The sequence below is a fragment of the Pedobacter gandavensis genome (genome assembly GCF_032678745.1).
GTDB lineage: Bacteria > Bacteroidota > Bacteroidia > Sphingobacteriales > Sphingobacteriaceae > Pedobacter > Pedobacter gandavensis_C.
On sequence record NZ_JAVTST010000001.1, the window covers coordinates 1,815,834 to 1,834,694 of the forward strand.

An 18,861-nucleotide genomic window follows, 5' to 3' on the forward strand; every position below is an offset into this window, starting at 1 on the left:
TTTATCGCGTTAGGTTGATAAATTGTATAATTCAGACAATGGACCATAAATCAGACACCGGGGGCGCGTCAACGCTCCTGGTTCTTTTACGAACCATTCAAAGTAGAGTTAAGGCATAGCTATAATCCTCCTTCCTTCTGTCTTAAATTTAATTTTCCTGGTCAATTGAAGTACCCTGAGTACTTCTGAAAGGCTTTTACTGCGGGAGATCTTTCCCCCTATTCTGATGTCATCAAATGTTCCTTCGGAGCTGATATCTACATCATACCAGCGTTCCAATTTATTAAGCACCGTACGCACATCATCTCTCTCAAATGCAAAATAACCATTCTTCCAGGCCACAGCCTGCTCCACATCGACTTCTTCGACCTGAAAAAGCTGCCCGGTTAATGCAGCCTGTTCTCCAGGTTTTAAACGTTTGCCGTCTTTTGTGTTTTTCAAATTAACATTTACACTTCCTTCTAATAGTGTGGTGATTACTGAAGGCTGATTGGCATAGGCATTCACATTAAAATGTGTACCCAATACCTCAACTTCCTGATGAGCGCTAATTACTTTAAAAGATTGGCCTTTACTTTTTGCAACCTCAAAGTACGCCTGTCCGGTTAATTCGACCTTACGCTCCTTACCAGCAAATACTACGGGATATTTTAAGGAAGATGCGGCATCTAACCACACCAGGCTACCATCAGGTAGTATAATTTGGAATTTTCCACCTCTTGGTGTTTCTATAGTATTGTATTCCGGAGCCTTTTGCCCCTGATTTGTTTTCGATTTTGGAAGGGAGCTGTATACAATTTGTCCATCCGAAGATTTAGAAATTTTTAATCCGGATTGGACGGCAATCTCACCGCTCTTAATATCCGTTAAACTAATTTTCGAACCGTCAGCAAGCGTCAACATTGCCTTATCTCCACCGGCCTTTATATCTGTTTCTCTATGTTCCGCATAATTCGGACTTTTCTTTCCCGGATAGTAGAAATATAGCAAGGCTGATAAACTCAATATGACTAAGGCTGCAGCGGAAATCCGAGTCCAAAGAATGATACGCTGCGGCGGCCCTCCTACACGCCCCAATACTTCCTGGATTGCATCTACATCGGCCTCCATTTCGGCCTCCGACAATCTAACTGGGTTCAGTGGCTCATGTTTATTATACCAGGTTTCCACAAAAGCTTTTTCTTCTGCTGTACAGTCATTGGAGAGATACCTGCTTAATAATTCTTTTAATTTACCACTTTGCATATAGGTCGGATTAACGCTTAATTAAAAACAAGACATTTAACTCGCCCGGGGGGCCTAGATGAAAACTAAAAAAAAATCATTCATTTTTACCCGCAACACTTTTAGTGCATTATTAATTTGATTCTTTACTGTTTTTTCAGATAGGTTAAGCTGGTTAGCAATTTCCTTGCGGGATAGGTTATTCTTGCGGCTAAGTTCAAATACTTCCCGCATTTTTTCCGGCAAACAGGCAATCTCCTTTTCAATGAGTAGGCTAAGTTCTTTTTCGCGAACGCGATAATCGGTTACAGATTCATATTCGTTAATGTTGACCTGGATTTGAGAAAAGTAAGTAGATTCCACCTTCCTATGTGATATGGCATTTAAAACTCTATTTCTAACCGCACAATAGAGATATCCCGGCAAATTAGTTTCAATTGCCATTTCTTCTCTTTTGACCCATAACACGGTAAACAATTCCTGAATCGCATCTCTAGCTTCCTCCCGATCCTGAAGTTTTGCATAAGCATGGCTATATAACACAGCTGTATATCGTTTGTAAATTTCCGTATAGGCGGCCCTATTGCCCGAACGCAATAAAGCGACCAGTTCAGAATCTGAATGCTTACTATACAATAACATGTTCATCTATCCCCCTCCTCTAATGTAACATTTTTCATACTATTTTCTATTCATCCAAATAAAAAACTGCAGGAAACGTTGATTTCGGCAAATTATTATTACAAATCAGCGGTTTTTATCAAAAATTGAGAATAAACACAGGTAATGGTATGGCTGATGAGTCGGCCATGCAACATTTCTATAATCCTTTTGTCTTTTACATAACCACCATAATTCCATAACCAACACACTAATGACAAAAAGCTTATTAATGAGATGCTATTCGCTCTTTCTGGTAATATTTCTAACCACATTGAGTACTGGTTTCGCCCAACAGAAAACAGGATTAAACAGTTTAAAACAAAGCATTGCCCTCATAGACTCCGCTTTCCAAAAAAACGACATTCAATATTTCAACAGCCTTGTTTCTCTTCAAGATCTTCAGGAATTTTATAAATCAGTTGTGGAGGAAAAACTGAAAAAGGTACCAGGAAAATCCAGCATCATTAGTGTAAATAAAGATAGCGCCTATGTTTTTCTTACTGGAATTCTTTTATACGGCAATTCTGGCGATGAAACCAATTATTCCAGTAACTATACAGGCATTTATAAATTTGAACGGGTAGCGGGTTCCTGGAAACTAAAAAACCGAATTGATATTGACAGGACAAATCAAATAAAAAATCACCAGTTAAGATTAGATGTGCTACCTGGAAAAAGCGTACATGTTCGAGATACCATCAGCATTGATGTTAACGATGTTTTTGGATTTGCAACCAAACTAAACCACCGCGCTAAACTAGAAAAACTATTCCTGAATGGTGCTAAAACAGATTTCAGCTTTAGCGGCGGTTTATTGTGGGTAAATGCTAAGCAAAAGAAAAATCAAAAGCTCATTATTGATTATACTATAGAGGTCGAAAAAGATGATAAAAACACAAATTCCGCATACTTTTCGGAGACCTATGGGCACCTACGCAACCAATATTTCTGGCATCCATTCTTCAGTTTTTCAAGTCCGAATGACAGAGCCACTTTCAGCTTACATTGTACCATTCCTAAGGCTTATCACCTGGCCACAAGCTTAGCTCAAAAAGAATCAATTGTTGGCGATTTAAGGATCATTAAAGCTACATCTGAACAGCCAACTTTCGGATTATCCATTTACTACGATAAGGATTGGGAGGTAAGTACTTTTAAGAAAGGTCAGACTGAGCTGGTGGTTTATGCTACAAAAGATTTTCTTCCAAAAAAAGAAGCGCTTTATGCAGAATTCGCTAAAAGTTATGATACCCTTGAAAAACATTTTGGAAAACCTTTAAGTACTTATATGGGCATAGTTCAAGACAGGACAGGCGGAAATGGCTGGTTGAACAGAAGCAATAATATTATTATTGCTGGAGAAAAAGGAAGTATTTTAATTACTGACAAACCTCAACCCAGAGCATATTTTGGACATGAGATTGCTCATGGCTGGACAAGCCCAACAGGACCTGCTACAAATTTCTTAATGGAAGGCTGGGCAACCTATACAGAATCATTGCTTTTATCATCAGTTTATGGGGATACTATCCTTGCCAAATTCTTTAAATCTCAAAAACAGAATTATATCCGCGGAGAATATGATGGCAACGCATCCCTCTGGGAAGATTATAGCAATAGTGGTGTTTCTTACAGTAAAGGAGCCTGGTTATTCTATATGCTGGAACATCAAATGGGTAAAAAAAATCTATCCATTGCCATGAGAAACTTCATTAAATCTGGCGATCAATCTATTCAATCATTCATCAATCAATGTAGCCGGATTGCCGGTGCTGGTATGGAACCTTTTCTCCTCTCTTGGCTTAAAAGCAAGACAATACCGATGTTGAACATTCAGCAATCAGCAAATCATCTTAAAATCAGTCAGCAAGGAGATGTCTTCTTGTTTCCTTTGGAGATTAAGCTAAAATTAAAGGATGGGACTTATTTAAACAAAGTACTAAACATCAACAGCAAAGAGCAATTGGTAAAAATAGCAGAAGGCGAAATTGACAGTTACACTTTAGATCCTGACAACAAACTTTTGTATACTATAAAATAACTAAGCTATTTTTTATAGCTTTAGTCTATCAAACCCTATTGCTATAAATTAACCTCTCCATTATGAATCATTTAAATGATGTTCTCACTTTAGTTCAAACTCAAATAATCAGTCATCTTTTTCGTAAGTAGAGTTAATGCAATAAACAAATTTTGTAATAACCCTTGAATCATTTCTTAAACTAAACGAAAATAATACCATGACTGAAAAATCAAAAAACAAGTCAGATGCAGCATTGCAGCCTGAATCTTCGGCCGTAGTAAAAGGCGAAGCTACCGCAAATAATGTAGTCTGCTGGGATAGCAATGGAACTACAGAGGTGGTCACAGAACGCCTCAAAGAGATGTTCGTGGAAATGGGACAAAAGACCCGGATCGAAAAAGGACAAATGCCTGCTGAGCGTGCCGTATTTAGAAAACAACATGGGATAGCCTATGGAACCTTTCGTATAAAAAAAGACATAAAACCCGAGTTCAAAGTTGGGATTTTCGCTGGCGACAGCTACGAATGTGCGGTACGATTTTCAAGCGACACCGACCCTCGCTCAGCAGATTTGCACACCACCTTAGGTCTTGGACTGAAACTCTTTGGTGTAGAAGGCCCGAAATTATTAGGCGATAGCACCAATGCAGATTTCATCTTTCAAAACATAGACCGCTTTTTTGCACGTGATGCACAGCAGATGTGTAGTTTCACTACTGCTGGTGTTATAGACAAAGACTACGACTCTTACATTAATAAACACCCGGAACTCGCGCATATTCTTGCAGCGATGACAAAAGTAGAAGCGAGTTGCCTGAGCGCTGGTTATTGGGCAATACTTCCTTTTAGATTGGGCGACAATAATATTGTTAAATACCGTTTAGTACCGGATGAAACCGATCATGGTGCTGTTTTTAATGATAAAAACTATCTGGCCCTTGATTTACAACAACGCCTGCGCAATAAGGCAGCAAAATTCCGTTTTGAAATACAGCTTCGTACCAACGACGCCACCATGCCGATTGATGATGCTCAGGTGGTTTGGAGTACTGAAGAAAGCCCTTACATCTGCATTGCGGAATTAGAATTCCCGCAGCAGGATATTCAGGCAATTGGTCAATCAGAATTTGGAAGCATCCTTGCCTTTAATATCTGGAGAACTTTAGCACAACACGAACCATTGGGATCTATTGCCGATGCCCGGAAAGTCGTGTATGAGGCAAGTGCCGAGGCACGTCATCAGGCCAATGGTCAACAATTAGAAGAACCTCTTCAGGTAAATCCTGAATTTAAAGGAGATACAGATGAAGACAGCGACTGTATTGTTACTGCCGGCATCTACCCTCCTATCGGAGTGATGCGTGTAGGGAATAGTGAGGATGAATATTTTATCGGCCCACTGGTTTCGGAACCAGTAGCATTAACCGACGACTATGCCTACCGTGATAAAACCGGAGCATTAAAACGTCAGGCTGCTCAATTCAGAATTTACGGATTTAATGCCGCCGGAAAAGCAATTAAAGAACTGACTTCCGAAAACGCCAATATCGTTTGGCATGCGCATTTAGCAAATCAAAAATCATCCTGGTATCAATTTCAAATGGCGCTGGATATTCCGGATGCTGTAGGCGCACCAGCGTCCATGTTACGAAATATTAATGTGGCAGACCGGAACTCGCTGATCATAGACGGTGGTCACCAAACAGTGAATACCCCTAATGTAGACAATGGCCATCCTTTTATCGGGAAGTTCCAGGGCGAGACCGTTTATCTTGGTGAAATGCATACCGATGAAAAAGGAAGATTAATCATGCTGGGAGGCCATGGTGTCGCTAAGAACTTAAACGGAGATATTGCCATTACATTCGCGAACAATGAAGGATGGTATGACGATATTTCTGATGGCCCGGTCACTGCTGATGTGGAGTACAAGGGCGTTAAACTTAAAGTTGCCCCGGCATGGGTAATTTGCGGTCCTCCGGATTATGCTCCTCTACAAAAATCGGTTCGTACCATGTGGGATTTAATGAGAGATGTAGCCGTTGATTCAGGTATGCTGGCCCGACCAAAAAGACCTTCATTTACGCAAGACATCCTACCTATTTTCCAACGGATGACTAATCTGCAATGGGTGAACGCAGGTTTCGGAGCAGCCTTCGGATGGGGTGGGCAGTTTGATTATACCACCTCTAAATGGATGGTAAGGTTGAATGATCCTTCCTCTGCAAATCTGGAAATGCGCCGTACGATTTCTAATAATTTCCGTCGCTATGAAGTATCTGGTGCCGAGGCACCTCAATTATGGCCATGGATGTATGGTGACGCCATCAGTATCCCTAGTTTAGGCTCCGTACGTCAACATTCCACACTTTCTCAATTACAATTGTCTTTTATTGACCAATGGGTAAAAGGAGATTTTGATGCGGATTATGTAGACATGACCGGTTGTCCGCATATACCAGCACCAAAAACAATTGATGATTTACCGACTGAGGAACAACCAGATATGCTGACCAGAGCAGCGATGGAGTTTTGTTTGGCAGATGCCTTCCATCCGGGTTGTGAAATGACCTGGCCAATGCGAACAGCCGGTATGTATATGTCGGCATTCCGACTTAAACATGCACCAAAAACACCTCCAGTAAACTCATCATACTATGGCCCTGTGATGAACAGTGATGTATTTACTTTGGCAAAAGGACCATTACTAGGCGGTCAAGTAGCCGGAGGTATCACCCGATGGATGGCTATCCCATGGCAAACCGATACGGCGAGTTGCAGAGATGGCTATACATCAGCCTACGATCCGTACTTACCAACCTTCTGGCCTGCCAGGGTTCCTAATAATATTTTAGGCGAAGAACAGTACAAAGAATCTATAGATCCAAACTTGTCGGAAGAAACACGAAAACAAGCCTTTTCTTACCGTAAAGATTGGCTGGATGATTTGCCTCTGGATGGCGAAGATCCTAACTACACCAACCAGATTAACAGCATGGTAAAATACTTTGATAAACTGGCTGTGGTTCAGGCACGTCCCGGCGTACCTAATGACCCCAATTTCCCTCCGAAAATGCAAGTCGGAATTACCCCAAATGCCGCCCAGGAAGCTGCATTATTGGCGGAAGCTGTCAAAGAACTGGAAGGTATTTTAAACCGCAAAAAAGCGATAAAAGGAGCTCCGAGTCTTTTGACTACTACTCTTCAAAACTTATCACATAAACAGTTATTAACGGAGCAATTGCTAACAGAAAGTGCAAAAACTAACCTGCTCGAAATTGTTAAACAGGAACTGAATGATGATTTCAGCTCAAGTCCGAGTGTTCAAAAATTACTGACTTTATTGTCTTCTAAAGCCCCTAAAGCAGCGAGACCATTGACGTTGAAACATGAGACAGGTACCAGTGGAAATACTGGCGTGACGGAGAAATCTACACGCTTCTCCCGATTCATCCCTAAATAAAATTAACAGGCATTACCTATTTTAATGGAATCGGAAATAAATAAAGAAGTCGATATTGCGATTATAGGCGGAGGGCTGGCGGGTTGTACCGCCGCCATCGCTCTTGCCAAATCGTATAATGTGGTGTTGGTTGATCAAACAGACAGTCCTCCGGAACGGATTGGCGAATGCCTCGCGCCGGCAGCCAGACGGATTTTAAAGCAACTGGACCTGTTGGAAGGATTAGAAAAAACACGCTTAGACAGCGAACAAAGCCTACATCTAAAACATATCGGCACACAATCCTATTGGGGTACTGAACAGGCATATGTCGTAGATCATTTGCGAAATCCCGATGGATTTGGCTGGCATTTGGACCGACAGGCATTTGAAATCTATTTACGGGAAACCGCTTTACAAAGGGGTGTAAATTGCTTTTGGCCTGCCAAATTACAAAGTGCTCATTTTGAAAACCACCGTTGGCAGCTCAGTGCCACAGCAAATGATAAAGTCTCCAATAATCTCCTTTACCGCTTCAAAGCAAAATTTGTGATCGATGCAACTGGCCGACAGTCGCAGTTCGCGAGGAAAATAGGTGTTGGGCGTGAGCAATACGACAAATTAATTAGCTGTTGGCTTACCCTGCCCAATCAGGAAGCCAATAAAATGAGTACCATTTCGGCAAGCGAATTCGGATGGTGGTATAGCGCACCTTTACCTCATAACAGAAGGGTACTTGCTTTACAAACAGACCCTGACCTGATCAGCCGAAACACCTTGAAAAATGTGGATCAGTTTATCCAATTGGCACAAAGTAATCAGCAAATGGCAAGGCTTATTCAAAGAAATTGTGCTGCAACCAACTTTCATCAAATCGTATCGGCCAATTCAACACGCCTCAACCAGATTGCGGGGCAACAATGGGTAGCCCTTGGCGATGCCGCAATGAGCTTTGACCCCTTATCGTCACAAGGGATGTTTAATGCGATGGCTGCTGCTGTCCAGCTCACAGAATTGATAATGGAGAGGGATTCAACGGGGAGCCTAGCCCCTCAAAAGTTAAAAGATATCCAAATTAGTTATACCCAGCAGCTCGATCAAATATGGGCGCATTATATGCATCATAAAAAAACATATTACCGCCAGGAAATGCGTTGGAAAGACGCTGATTTTTGGAAAAGAAGGCATTAGCTAATAGATGAAACTTATAGTTCTTTATAAAAATCTATTTCAATTAAGGAATGTATCCAATAATTACCTCCACCTTCAGTACTACCCTTTTCGTTTTGTCTTATTCAAATTATTTATAAATGTAATTTGCGAATTAGACGTTTTTCTTCTGTATTCAATAATATTGCTAATCGAAATCTTTTCCATTATTTAAAGAAGTTAATTTGTGATACTAAATGTGTTAAAAATAACCCTGTGTACGTTTCCATTTAATTCCCGTTGACAATTAGGTCTATTGTTCTTATCATTGGCTTGGACTGCTAACTTCTTGTGCATTTATAAAGTATATAAACAGCCTTGATTTTTTTACAGAATCCCTAACGAACAACTGCAACATCTTTATCAAATTTATTCATTTGCCTGATTGAAGTTTGATAAGCCTTAAAGGCAGTCCCAAATTCTTGAGTAAACTCATAATTGCTAAATTCATACTCTTCATTTACTCCAGTTTTTGTTCTTAACCTGATATCACCATACCGCACTATTGGAATTTGGTAATTGCCTTTGAACCTTTTATCCGGACTGCCATTTTTATTAACCTTAGCCCAGGTCTTCTCAATTATTTTTGAATCTCTGGGAACAGATCCTGTTTCTGTAAACCGTACATAGCTTTGCTCAAAATCTATCTCATCAAGGCCGATAATTGCAAAATTCTCTTTACTCGAATACATGACAATAAAGCTTGGATAGAAATAAAAATCCGCACCATTTGCATTTTGAAAATAAAGAGCTTCAAAATTTGACTTCATGTCATCTATTGATTTTAATGCGAATTTTACATCTTGTTTTTTCACTATGGTACTTGCTGATGAGCGGGCTACCACTCTATCTTGATAATGGGCACTTGTCACATCCCAAATTCGATGACAGGTGATTAATTTTTTAAATGCACTAAACAGCCTATCATACTCTTGTTTAATCTCCGGTTCGAGATCAATATCTAGATTTACATAACAATTGTCAATTTCTTCTTTTATCTGCTCAATTGCTTCTTTTTGAGCTACGATATCTGTTTTTAAATCCCCAGAAACCGTCTTGTTTATCAGCCCATAAAGTAATACATAACTCAAAACAAATTTCAATCTTGACACTCCTAAACTTGCTTGAACCTTCAATAGGTCATTCGCTAGATCTTTTCTTTGTTGAGAAGCCAAAATAATTGCTTCTTTTAGGCCCTGCATATTCTGACTGGTTATTTCATGAATATCTGCACTAAAAATATTATCTGAATGTCTAGTCGCCTGATATTGATTATTTGCCTGAGGCTGAGGATCTGTATTTGTGCCAGAAAGTTTCTGTCTGTTATAAATACCTAATCCAGGTACACTGGTATTTAAATATGTTCCTGATTTGCCAAAAGTCATACTTGCACCTTTAACTCCAATGGAGGTTGAAATGCCACTTTTACTTAAGTTCAGATGAACTCCTGGAATGATTTTTATTCGTTTACGGAAACTCCAAGCCATTATTTTAGATTTATTATATTTATTTTGATGAACAAGTAGTAAATACTACTTTATTAACTACTCAAAAGTATACACAACATCTTACCTTTTTTTACGGAAAACCGTAAACAGTTAAACTATCGCTAAGGATATTAAAAACTGCATTTACGTGGCAAAACAGATCTTCAGATTGCAGTCCCAGCGATAGCCCAACACAATAAACTTCATTATTATTTTTTAACCATACTTTGGAGTTCTCAACATATGTACATGTTTTGAAAAGTCACTGGCTCTACCTTTGCCTAACTAATTAAAACATGCATATCATGAGAATATTATTAATCACCTTATCTACCTTGTGTATCGGCTTCCATGCCTTTTCCCAGAAAGTTGACAGCCTAAATATCTACAGTGCGTCTATGAAAAAGGAAGTCAAAACATTGGTGATTCGCCCTACATCCACCTCAGGAAAGAAAACACCAACAGTTTACATCTTACATGGATTCAGTGGTTACCCAAAGAGAACATTAACGCAGGACATTCCAGCTTTGCAAGCATTGAGCAAAGAAATGAAAATGATGTTCGTGTTACCTGATGGAAACTATGACAGCTGGTACCTGGACAGTGAAATTCAAAACTCGAAGTATGAAACATTTGTTGCTAAAGAACTCGTAGCATATGTTCAAGGCCATTACAGCTCAGATCAATCAAAAACAGCAATAATGGGTTGGAGCATGGGTGGACACGGTGCATTATACATTGGCGCCAGACACCAGAATACCTTTACCGCAATCGCTAGTTTGTGTGGAGTCATGGACTTCCGTCCTTTCGGAAACGAATATGGCGTACCAAAAACATTAGGATCTGACCCTGAAAACTGGAAGAATTACACCGTGATGTCTCAAATAGAAAAGCTAAAGAACTCCAGTCAGAAAATCCTGATTAGCTGTGGAACCGAAGACCCATTAATTGGACAAAACAGGAAATTACATGAGCAATTGATTGGTTTAAACATCCCTCATATTTATGAAGAACGCCCTGGGGGACATGATGCAGCGTATTGGTCTAAAGCGGCAATTACTCAACTATTCCAATTGAATCAATTCTTTATACACCATGATTAACGCTAAAGGAATTTCAACACGATCAAAGTGTATCTTACTATCCTCAATTTTCATCCTCTCCTTTGCAGGTTGTCAGCAAGCTGAAAAGGATCAAACAAAAGCCCAAAACAACATGACCAATATCATTCATAAAAACCCAGAAACACTTTTCGATCCTACTCCATTTGCCTTTTCACATTCTACCAGCGCTCCAGAAAATGGAAGGTATGTTTTTATCTCCGGGCAAAGCGGTGGACAAGATTTAAAGCATAGCCTTTCAAAAGATTTCAGAACTCAGGTTCAGTTCGCATTATCTAATCTGGAAACGGTACTTAAAGCTTATCATTTGAAACCTGATGATGTAATGAAGATTACCATCTTAATCGTAGACCATAATGAGGAAAAGCTTGCAATATGGACAGAAGAAATGCACAAAGTATGGAAGAATAATAAATTCCCAGCCAGCACCTTAATCCCTGTTCCAAGGTTAGCGCTGGACGATATGCTGGTAGAAGTTGATGCGATTGCCTTTATGCAATAAAGGCTTTAATTTTAATGCTGCACAATATAAACTCTGTTTAAGCGTCTTTATATATGAGAGCGTTAATTTAGATAAAGGGAAATAGTCTTATGACGGTTTCCCTTTTCTTTTTACTCCCCAGTTTCATTTCCAGCCATTCCAACAGGATAACCTACCATACCCTATTTCAAAAGAAAGCCCTTAAATCAAAGATTTAAAGGCTATTCCATTCTTAATTAAACTAGGGGGGATAATTAAACTTTTCGAAGTGCTGATTTTAAGGCGGTCAATAGAAAAACAATAAAAAATGCAATGATTACCGGAGCAAAAACTTCGAACCAGCTTACGGTACCGAAAATCACTCTTATGATAAAAAGTATTGCAGTAAATAGTATTCCTAATGAAATCAATACCCGGTTAAAACCTATTCTATTTTTCTTACTTCTTCTCTTAGCCACGAGGGGATCTATTTTTATGATCAACGCTTCAAATTTAGGCCATCTCTAATTTCATTTCTTACGGGAAACCGTAAACCCGTAATCATCTTAGATCCGATGAGAAGAATACAACAAGAACCTAATTAAAAAAGCAGGTATTCACTCGACAAATTAGATCGGGTGAATACCTGCTTTTTATGACAGTAATATTTGCTGGAATGGTCTTTACACTTATTTTTTAATTCAATACCGGGTAAAAATCATTTAATGACCTCGTGTACACACAATAATCTACGGTAGAATTCCAGAAACTAATTTTCTTTAAATCTGCTGCCCCTACCGGCACCAACATCACCGACCTCATGCCATCCACCTTAGCCAATCCAGCAGCAGGTGCTAACCTATTGTCGACCGCAGTATCAAAATAATATAGATAATCATATACAAACTCTGTATAATACCTCTTGGATACCTGATCCCTACTGGCCAATACCACCTTATCGTAATGCTTAGTCAACGCATCCTGAAACTCCACCGCATTCAATGGTTTTCCATTCAACATCGGCATTACATTGAACTGTCCATCAAGAAACACCCATTTCTTAAGGTCCTTCAAATAAACTTCTGTGGCTACATGTCCCGGAGAACCCTTTCTAAATTCTGCATCTTTGGTCTTCAAATAGAGCACACGTGCAGGAATACCATAGGCGATCAATTGATCCCTCAATACTATCGCATAAGCAAAACAAGGAAATCTCCCTCCTGCTTTTACCTCATTTAAAATTGAAATCCCATCACTACCTTTTGGTGCATTATTCCCATCATGTTTCCATTGATGGTGCGTCCAGTTCATGATCGAAAGCGCTTTTTCAGTATCAGATTTATCTTTTAAGAGCTGCGCATCCAGCGGATACTGCTTTCTCAAAGACGCTGAATAAGCATCATCTTTTCCCGGAAAATAAAACTTAAGATCTGCCCGTCCCGCGGTCTTATCATAAACGATAGGATCCCAAACATAGGGCTCTGCAGAAATCAGCGTAAAAGCAGGTGCAGCATCGCCAAGTTTCACATAAAACGACTTCGTTTCCCCAACCTTAATCTTGAAGCGCAAACTATCTTTATCTGTCCTAAAACCAAATGTTTCCATTTTACCATATAATTTCAGCTTCATACTGTCACGTTCAATCTGGGGAGATATCCGCCAGCGATTGGAATACCAATCTTCTCCGATCAATATATCTGCAGCCTCATTATTTGCATGCAGCAAGGGTTTATTGTTAAATTTTTCCTGCGCAAATGAAGAAATTGAGAGGGCAGACAGCGCAATCATGCCGAGTAAAACGGGAGCTTTCATAGAATAAATTATAGCTTAAATATACTAGTTCCCCTTCGACAATAAAACTATCCGGCAAAACATTCTCCTTATTCAACACCACCGCTATGCTTTTCCTGCTCCGGAAGTTTATAAAGAAAATACAACACACACAATAATGCTAAAAGATTAAAGCCTGTTGCGCCCATATAAGCATTTACAAAAGCGGCTTTATTACTTTTCGCGTCCAGCAGCGAAAAGAAAACACCACCGGTTAAACCAATTCCCAGGGCAATTGCAGTTTGTTGAATGGTGGAATATAAACCTGAGGCAGATCCCGCCAGATTCCCTGGAATACGTTGCAAGGCCAGCGACATGATGGAAGGCAATACGGATCCGCAACCAATGCCATAAATCAGTAATAAGGGATAAGAGAAATACCAATCTAAAGAAGCAGTACTAAAAAGAACAACATGAAAAACCAGCGCAACCATCATCAATAACACCGCCATTAAAATTACTTTTTTTCCGTACTTATTGATCAAGGAAACAGAATATACAGAGCCGAATACATAACCTAAACCTTGAAAAACAAATAGCAAACCCGTTTCCGAGGAACTAATATGTAAACCATCCTGCAATAACAATCCCGTAATTAAAAAGTAAGAATCCTGTGCAATGAAATAAAATAGCGCGATAAACAGCCCAATCTTAAAATCCTTAATGCGAAATAACTGAATATTAATCAAGGCACTCCCTCCTCTTTTCATTTTCCCCTGTTGATGTCTCACAAAACCATACAACAGCAGAAAAGAACTACCCAGCATTCCAAGACTCCAAAAAGGCCAGCCAAGTTCTCTTCCCCTGATCAGCGGATAGATCAAAAATAAAAGTGCCAGACTTCCCAATATCACACCTGCGACATCAAAGCGCCCAGTACGTGCCACCTTATGTTCCTTTAAATAAAGGAAAGCCGTATAAGTAGCAGCAATTCCCAATGGAATATTGATTAGAAAAATCAACCTCCAGCCATCCATATTACTAAACCATTCATTTGAAAAGTGTATGTCCGGCAAAAAACCGCCTAAGAACTGCCCGATCACGGAAGCGATTCCCGCAACACTCCCATAAAAAGCCAAAGCCTTTGCTCTTGCTTTCTGATCAGGAAAAAGCAACTGAATATACGCTAAACTTTGAGGCACCATAAATGCCGCAGTCATCCCTTGCAAAGAACGGGAAACGTTGAGCTGCATAGGTGTTTGCGCAATCCCACAAAATAAAGACGCAAGCGTAAAACAACACATAGAAATCACATACACTTTCTTCTTACCATAATAATCCCCTGCACTGGCACCGGTAATCAGGAACACGGCATAACCTAACAAATACCCCGCAATCACCATTTGTATATCGGCTTCTGTAGCATTGATGTCTTTTTTGATGGTTGGAAGTGCTACATTTACAATGAAAATGTCCAGTACGGATAGAAAAGCAGCAGCAGAAAGGATAAATAGGGATCGTCTGTTATTAATTTGCTGAATCATATTTTAGGCTGAATTGAACAAGGCAACATGCCCTGTAAAGGCCGCAAAGATGTCTCTACTTGTAAATCCCTGCAAGTAGTTATTAAAACGATACTTAGTATGGAAAACAATACCAATATTCATAACCAGGAGGTTACAAAACCAGAAAAAGACGATTATTCAACAAATAACTGTGCGGTGACAAACGCCCTGAAAATTATGGGTGGTAAATGGAAAATGTTACTGATAAAAATCATCGCCGATGATTGCGTGTCGAGGTTTGGAGAATTGAAAAGAAAGATGGACGATATTGCACAAACCACACTCACCATACAACTGCGGGAACTGGAGCGTGATGGCATCATTTACAGGAAAGCTTACGCAGAATCTCCTCCAAGAGTGGAATACAAACTCACAGAAATTGGGATTACCTTACTTCCGGTCATTCAGGTGTTAACAGATTGGAATGACAAATACTGTAACCTGACAAAAACGGCTGATCACACAATCAATAACACTGGCATAATACCTGATTAATACAACTTCCCCTCAAAAACGGAAATCTGCGACTTGCTTTCTTTTCAAACCAACGCAGATTTTCTAAAAACCTTGATTAGAACAACTATTAAAACCGTTTTAGCTGCTTTCCAGCCTTGGAATTCTTTTAAATAAAGTGGCTCCATCCACCAGGCATTATATTTCAGAAAACCAGAACCATAATGCCTGTTTCATATTCCTTTTACAGCCTAAATCTAGATTTGCGCTGTAAAATCAAACAAATATGAAAAGAAAACTACTATTATTTGCGGTGCTATACCTGCTAATCAATCAGGTTGCCTTTGCACAAAATATCATTAAAGGAGTCGTAAAAGACACCAAAGGTATCGGCATCCCGGGCGTCAGCATCGCGGTGGTCAGTACCACTAAAGTTGCCACCACCGACTTTGAAGGGAATTACACCATTGCTGCACCTTCAAATGCAACGCTTTCTTTTAGTTACATCGGTTACCTGACTCAAAGCGTACCGGTTAATGGAAAAACTCAAATCAACATCATTTTACAAGAAGACTCAAAAACATTGAATGAAGTGGTGGTTACCGCCATCGGTATCAAACAGCAAAAGAAAAAGCTGGGATATGCCACTCAGGAAGTCAAAATGGATGCCCTGTCGGAATCGAAAACCATGAATATCGGTAATGCTTTATCCGGACAGGTAGCAGGATTAACGGTAAACAATCCTACTGGTATGTTTCAGAAACCCTCTTTCTCTTTAAGAGGCAAGGATCCATTGATCGTAATTGATGGTATCCCGGTAGAAACCGACTTCTTTGATGTATCCGGTGATAACATCGCCAATATTAACGTCCTAAAAGGAACAACAGCTTCCGCATTATATGGTGCAAGAGGTAAAAACGGAGCCATCCTGATTACAACTAAAAACGCAGAAAAAGACGGACTGGAAATCAACATCAATACCAATAACATGATCTCTGCCGGTTATACGGTTTTTCCGAAGACGCAAACCGAATACGGAAACGGATCCAATGGAAAATATGAATTCTGGGATGGTGAAGATGGTGGTATCTCTGATGGAGATATGATCTGGGGACCAAAATTCCAGCCAGGCGTTAAAATTGCACAATGGAACAGCCCTATCAGAAATAAACAAACCGGAGAAACTATTGACTGGTGGGGAAATGTGAAAGGAACCATTTACGATGATAAATCCAAATATGAAAGAGTACCTATCGACTGGGTAAGACACGACAACCTGAAAGATTTCCTTAGACCAGGACTCGTAACCAACAATGATTTTTCTGTGGCTTACAAATCAGATAAAGCCAAGTTTTACGCCTCAGGAACCTATGGCTACCAACGCGGTCAGGTGCCAAATACTTCTTTAACTACTGGTGGTGCAAACTTCAACTCTTCTTTCAAACTAAGTAGTGATCTGGAATTAGATGCAAGCCTATCCTACAATAAAGTATCCTCACCAAACTATCCGAGATACGGTTACGGCCCTAAAAACCACATGTACACCATCCTGATCTGGATGGGTGATGATGTAAACGGAAAAGACCTGAGAGACCATATGTATGTTCCAGGATTGGAAGGATACAGACAAGCCAATTATAACTATGCATGGTACAACAACCCTTACTTCGCCTCAGAAGAACTTACACAATCTCAAAATAGAAATGTACTAAATGCCCAGGCAAAATTAAGATGGCAGGTGATGCCGGGATTGAGCCTTCAGGCCAGAGCTTCCGGACGTGAAAAGAAATCTTTTGAAGACATGAAAAGCCCTAAATCTTATATGAACTATGGCGATTCTAGAAATGGAGATTATAAGATGTGGAACAATTCACAAACAAATATTGACCTGGATTTCCTGGCCTCTTATAATAAAGAAATTTCAAAAGATCTGAACTTCACAGTAAACGCTGGTGCATCCACCTTCAACAGAGATATACAACAGGAATATGCTTCCAGTGATGGTTTAATCGTCCCATTTGTATACAACTTAAACAATACACAAGGACCGGTACAGGCAAAAAACTCCCTGGAACAAAAATCTATCCGCAGCGTTTATGCTTCTGCAAACTTCGACATTTTCAATGCAGTTTACCTGAATGTAACCGGGAGAAACGACTGGTCTTCTACCCTAAGCAAAGAAAACAGATCTTACTTTTATCCATCTGCATCTTTAAGCACCATGGTTTCAGATTACATCAAATTGCCAAAAGCAATGGACTACCTGAAAGTATATACTTCATGGGCTAAAGTATCAAATGATCTAGCTCCATACAGTGTAAACTCTACCTATTCAAAAGATGTCACTTATGGTACCATACCATCTGTTTCCTACCCTGAAGGAATTGTAAACCCTAATATTATGCCTGAAAAATCAACCTCTTATGAAGTTGGTTTATCCAGTTCCATATTCAAAAGAGTAGGTTTAGAATTCACCTATTACAATGTCATAGACGAAAATCAGATTATTGATTTAAGTACTTCCGAGGCATCCGGCTTCAAAACCCGTAAAGTAAATGGCAACAAATACAGAACGCAAGGACTTGAAATCATGGGTAATTTTACGGCGATCAAAAGCAAGAATTTCAGCTGGAACATCGCTGCAAACTGGAGCGCATCAGCAAAGAAATTAATAGAGATTTACAACAATCAGAATAAATACGGCGACCTATTCCTTAACGATAGAGCGGATAGTTTCTACGGAACTACCTGGTTAAAAAGTGCCACAGGCGAGGTCATCCTGGATGCAAAAACAGGGATGCCAACAAAAGACAACTTTAAAGTTAACCTGGGCCACAACGACCCAAGCTGGCGCTTAGGCCTTCAAAACAAATTCACCATCAAAGGATTTGATGTCAACATCGATATTGATGGTGCCTGGGGTGGTATTATGCGCTCAGTAACCATTGAAAAAATGTGGTGGGGCGGTAAACACCCAAGTTCTGTAGAATTCAGAGACGAAGAGTATGCAGCAGGAAAAGCGATATATGTACCAAACGGTGTAGTTGTAACCGGTGGTGAATTGAAAAGAGATGTAAACGGAAAAGTATTGTCAGACACCAGAACTTATAAGCAAAATACAACCGCTGTAAACTGGCAAACCTGGAGCCAAAACTATCCTTACGAAGCAAGAGTTACCGAGAAAGAAAACAAAAAATTCGCCAACGTTTTTGACCGCTCTTTCTTTAAACTGAGAAGAGTATCTGTTGGATATGACCTTGCAAAGGTGGTTAAAATGGGCAGCTTAAAATCAGTAAAACTATCTGTATACAGCTATAACCCATTGATGTGGAAGAAAATGCCATTACTGGACCCGGATTTTGGTAATGACAATGATCTTCAGGATCCTTCAACCAGATTCATTGGCTTCTCTCTAGGTGTCAAACTTTAAAACAAACTGTTAAA

13 protein-coding genes are annotated in these 18,861 nt (G+C 39.8%); 7 read left to right on the forward strand and 6 right to left on the reverse strand.

Going from position 1 to position 18,861, the window contains the following annotated elements; genetic code table 11:
- Positions 1-108: 108 nt before the first annotated feature.
- Together R2S10_RS07480 and R2S10_RS07485 are read right to left on the reverse strand one after the other, a co-directional pair.
- Complete coding sequence (locus R2S10_RS07480) at positions 109-1,245, reverse strand: FecR family protein (RefSeq protein WP_316839822.1); 1,137 nt, start codon at positions 1,243-1,245, stop codon at positions 109-111.
- 54 nt (positions 1,246-1,299) lie between these two features.
- A complete protein-coding gene (locus tag R2S10_RS07485) occupies positions 1,300-1,872 on the reverse strand; it encodes an RNA polymerase sigma-70 factor (RefSeq protein WP_316839823.1) in 573 nt (190 codons plus the stop codon).
- Positions 1,873-2,116: 244 nt separating this feature from the next.
- Here R2S10_RS07485 and R2S10_RS07490 point away from each other — a divergent pair, with 244 nt between their 5' ends.
- From R2S10_RS07490 to R2S10_RS07500, 3 genes are all read left to right on the forward strand, one after another.
- On the forward strand, positions 2,117-3,928 hold the full coding sequence (locus R2S10_RS07490) for a hypothetical protein (RefSeq protein ID WP_316839824.1): 1,812 nt from the start codon (positions 2,117-2,119) through the stop codon (positions 3,926-3,928).
- Between the two features lie 199 nt (positions 3,929-4,127).
- Positions 4,128-7,373, forward strand: coding sequence for a LodA/GoxA family CTQ-dependent oxidase (locus tag R2S10_RS07495; RefSeq protein ID WP_316839825.1), 3,246 nt, complete (start codon positions 4,128-4,130; stop codon positions 7,371-7,373).
- A gap of 24 nt (positions 7,374-7,397) precedes the next feature.
- Positions 7,398-8,543 carry a tryptophan 7-halogenase gene (locus R2S10_RS07500; protein WP_316839826.1) on the forward strand — a complete coding sequence of 382 codons (1,146 nt, stop codon included), beginning with the start codon at positions 7,398-7,400 and terminating at the stop codon, positions 8,541-8,543.
- 356 nt (positions 8,544-8,899) lie between these two features.
- Here the strand turns inward: R2S10_RS07500 and R2S10_RS07505 are convergent, their stop codons facing one another.
- Entirely contained in the window at positions 8,900-10,048 is a 1,149-nt protein-coding gene (locus R2S10_RS07505) for a DUF4236 domain-containing protein (RefSeq protein ID WP_316839827.1), read from the reverse strand.
- Between the two features lie 305 nt (positions 10,049-10,353).
- Between R2S10_RS07505 and R2S10_RS07510 the strand changes: the two genes are divergently transcribed.
- Both R2S10_RS07510 and R2S10_RS07515 read left to right on the forward strand, forming a co-directional pair.
- Positions 10,354-11,151 carry an alpha/beta hydrolase family protein gene (locus tag R2S10_RS07510; RefSeq protein ID WP_316839828.1) on the forward strand — a complete coding sequence of 266 codons (798 nt, stop codon included), beginning with the start codon at positions 10,354-10,356 and terminating at the stop codon, positions 11,149-11,151.
- Entirely contained in the window at positions 11,144-11,671 is a 528-nt protein-coding gene (locus tag R2S10_RS07515; protein ID WP_316839829.1) for a RidA family protein, read from the forward strand. Before R2S10_RS07510 ends, R2S10_RS07515 begins: the two co-directional genes overlap by 8 nt.
- 233 nt (positions 11,672-11,904) lie before the next feature.
- On the opposite strand, the gene R2S10_RS07520 is transcribed toward R2S10_RS07515, so the two are convergent.
- From R2S10_RS07520 to R2S10_RS07530, 3 genes are all read right to left on the reverse strand, one after another.
- Complete coding sequence (locus R2S10_RS07520; RefSeq protein WP_316839830.1) at positions 11,905-12,108, reverse strand: hypothetical protein; 204 nt, start codon at positions 12,106-12,108, stop codon at positions 11,905-11,907.
- Positions 12,109-12,325: 217 nt separating this feature from the next.
- Complete coding sequence (locus R2S10_RS07525; RefSeq protein WP_316839831.1) at positions 12,326-13,441, reverse strand: transglutaminase domain-containing protein; 1,116 nt, start codon at positions 13,439-13,441, stop codon at positions 12,326-12,328.
- A gap of 68 nt (positions 13,442-13,509) precedes the next feature.
- Positions 13,510-14,943 carry an MFS transporter gene (locus R2S10_RS07530; RefSeq protein WP_316839832.1) on the reverse strand — a complete coding sequence of 478 codons (1,434 nt, stop codon included), beginning with the start codon at positions 14,941-14,943 and terminating at the stop codon, positions 13,510-13,512.
- Between the two features lie 99 nt (positions 14,944-15,042).
- On the opposite strand from R2S10_RS07530, the gene R2S10_RS07535 reads away from it, so the two are divergent.
- Positions 15,043-15,459 (forward strand): helix-turn-helix domain-containing protein, encoded by a 417-nt coding sequence (locus tag R2S10_RS07535; protein WP_316839833.1) that lies wholly within the window; start codon positions 15,043-15,045, stop codon positions 15,457-15,459.
- A gap of 244 nt (positions 15,460-15,703) precedes the next feature.
- Positions 15,704-18,847, forward strand: a complete 3,144-nt coding sequence (locus tag R2S10_RS07540) for a SusC/RagA family TonB-linked outer membrane protein (protein ID WP_316839834.1) — start codon at positions 15,704-15,706, stop codon at positions 18,845-18,847.
- Positions 18,848-18,861: the final 14 nt, after the last annotated feature.

Excerpts from the sequence above, each read along its gene's own strand:
- R2S10_RS07500 (WP_316839826.1), top strand. The coding sequence starts at position 7,398 with ATGGAATCGGAAATAAATAAAGAAGTCGATATTGCGATTATAGGCGGA.
- R2S10_RS07480 (WP_316839822.1), bottom strand. The coding sequence starts at position 1,245 with ATGCAAAGTGGTAAATTAAAAGAATTATTAAGCAGGTATCTCTCCAAT.
- R2S10_RS07530 (WP_316839832.1), bottom strand. The coding sequence starts at position 14,943 with ATGATTCAGCAAATTAATAACAGACGATCCCTATTTATCCTTTCTGCT.
- R2S10_RS07525 (WP_316839831.1), bottom strand. The coding sequence starts at position 13,441 with ATGAAAGCTCCCGTTTTACTCGGCATGATTGCGCTGTCTGCCCTCTCA.
- R2S10_RS07535 (WP_316839833.1), top strand. The coding sequence starts at position 15,043 with ATGGAAAACAATACCAATATTCATAACCAGGAGGTTACAAAACCAGAA.
- R2S10_RS07485 (WP_316839823.1), bottom strand. The coding sequence starts at position 1,872 with ATGAACATGTTATTGTATAGTAAGCATTCAGATTCTGAACTGGTCGCT.
- R2S10_RS07495 (WP_316839825.1), top strand. The coding sequence starts at position 4,128 with ATGACTGAAAAATCAAAAAACAAGTCAGATGCAGCATTGCAGCCTGAA.
- R2S10_RS07490 (WP_316839824.1), top strand. The coding sequence starts at position 2,117 with ATGAGATGCTATTCGCTCTTTCTGGTAATATTTCTAACCACATTGAGT.
- R2S10_RS07510 (WP_316839828.1), top strand. The coding sequence starts at position 10,354 with ATGAGAATATTATTAATCACCTTATCTACCTTGTGTATCGGCTTCCAT.
- R2S10_RS07515 (WP_316839829.1), top strand. The coding sequence starts at position 11,144 with ATGATTAACGCTAAAGGAATTTCAACACGATCAAAGTGTATCTTACTA.
- R2S10_RS07540 (WP_316839834.1), top strand. The coding sequence starts at position 15,704 with ATGAAAAGAAAACTACTATTATTTGCGGTGCTATACCTGCTAATCAAT.
- R2S10_RS07505 (WP_316839827.1), bottom strand. The coding sequence starts at position 10,048 with ATGGCTTGGAGTTTCCGTAAACGAATAAAAATCATTCCAGGAGTTCAT.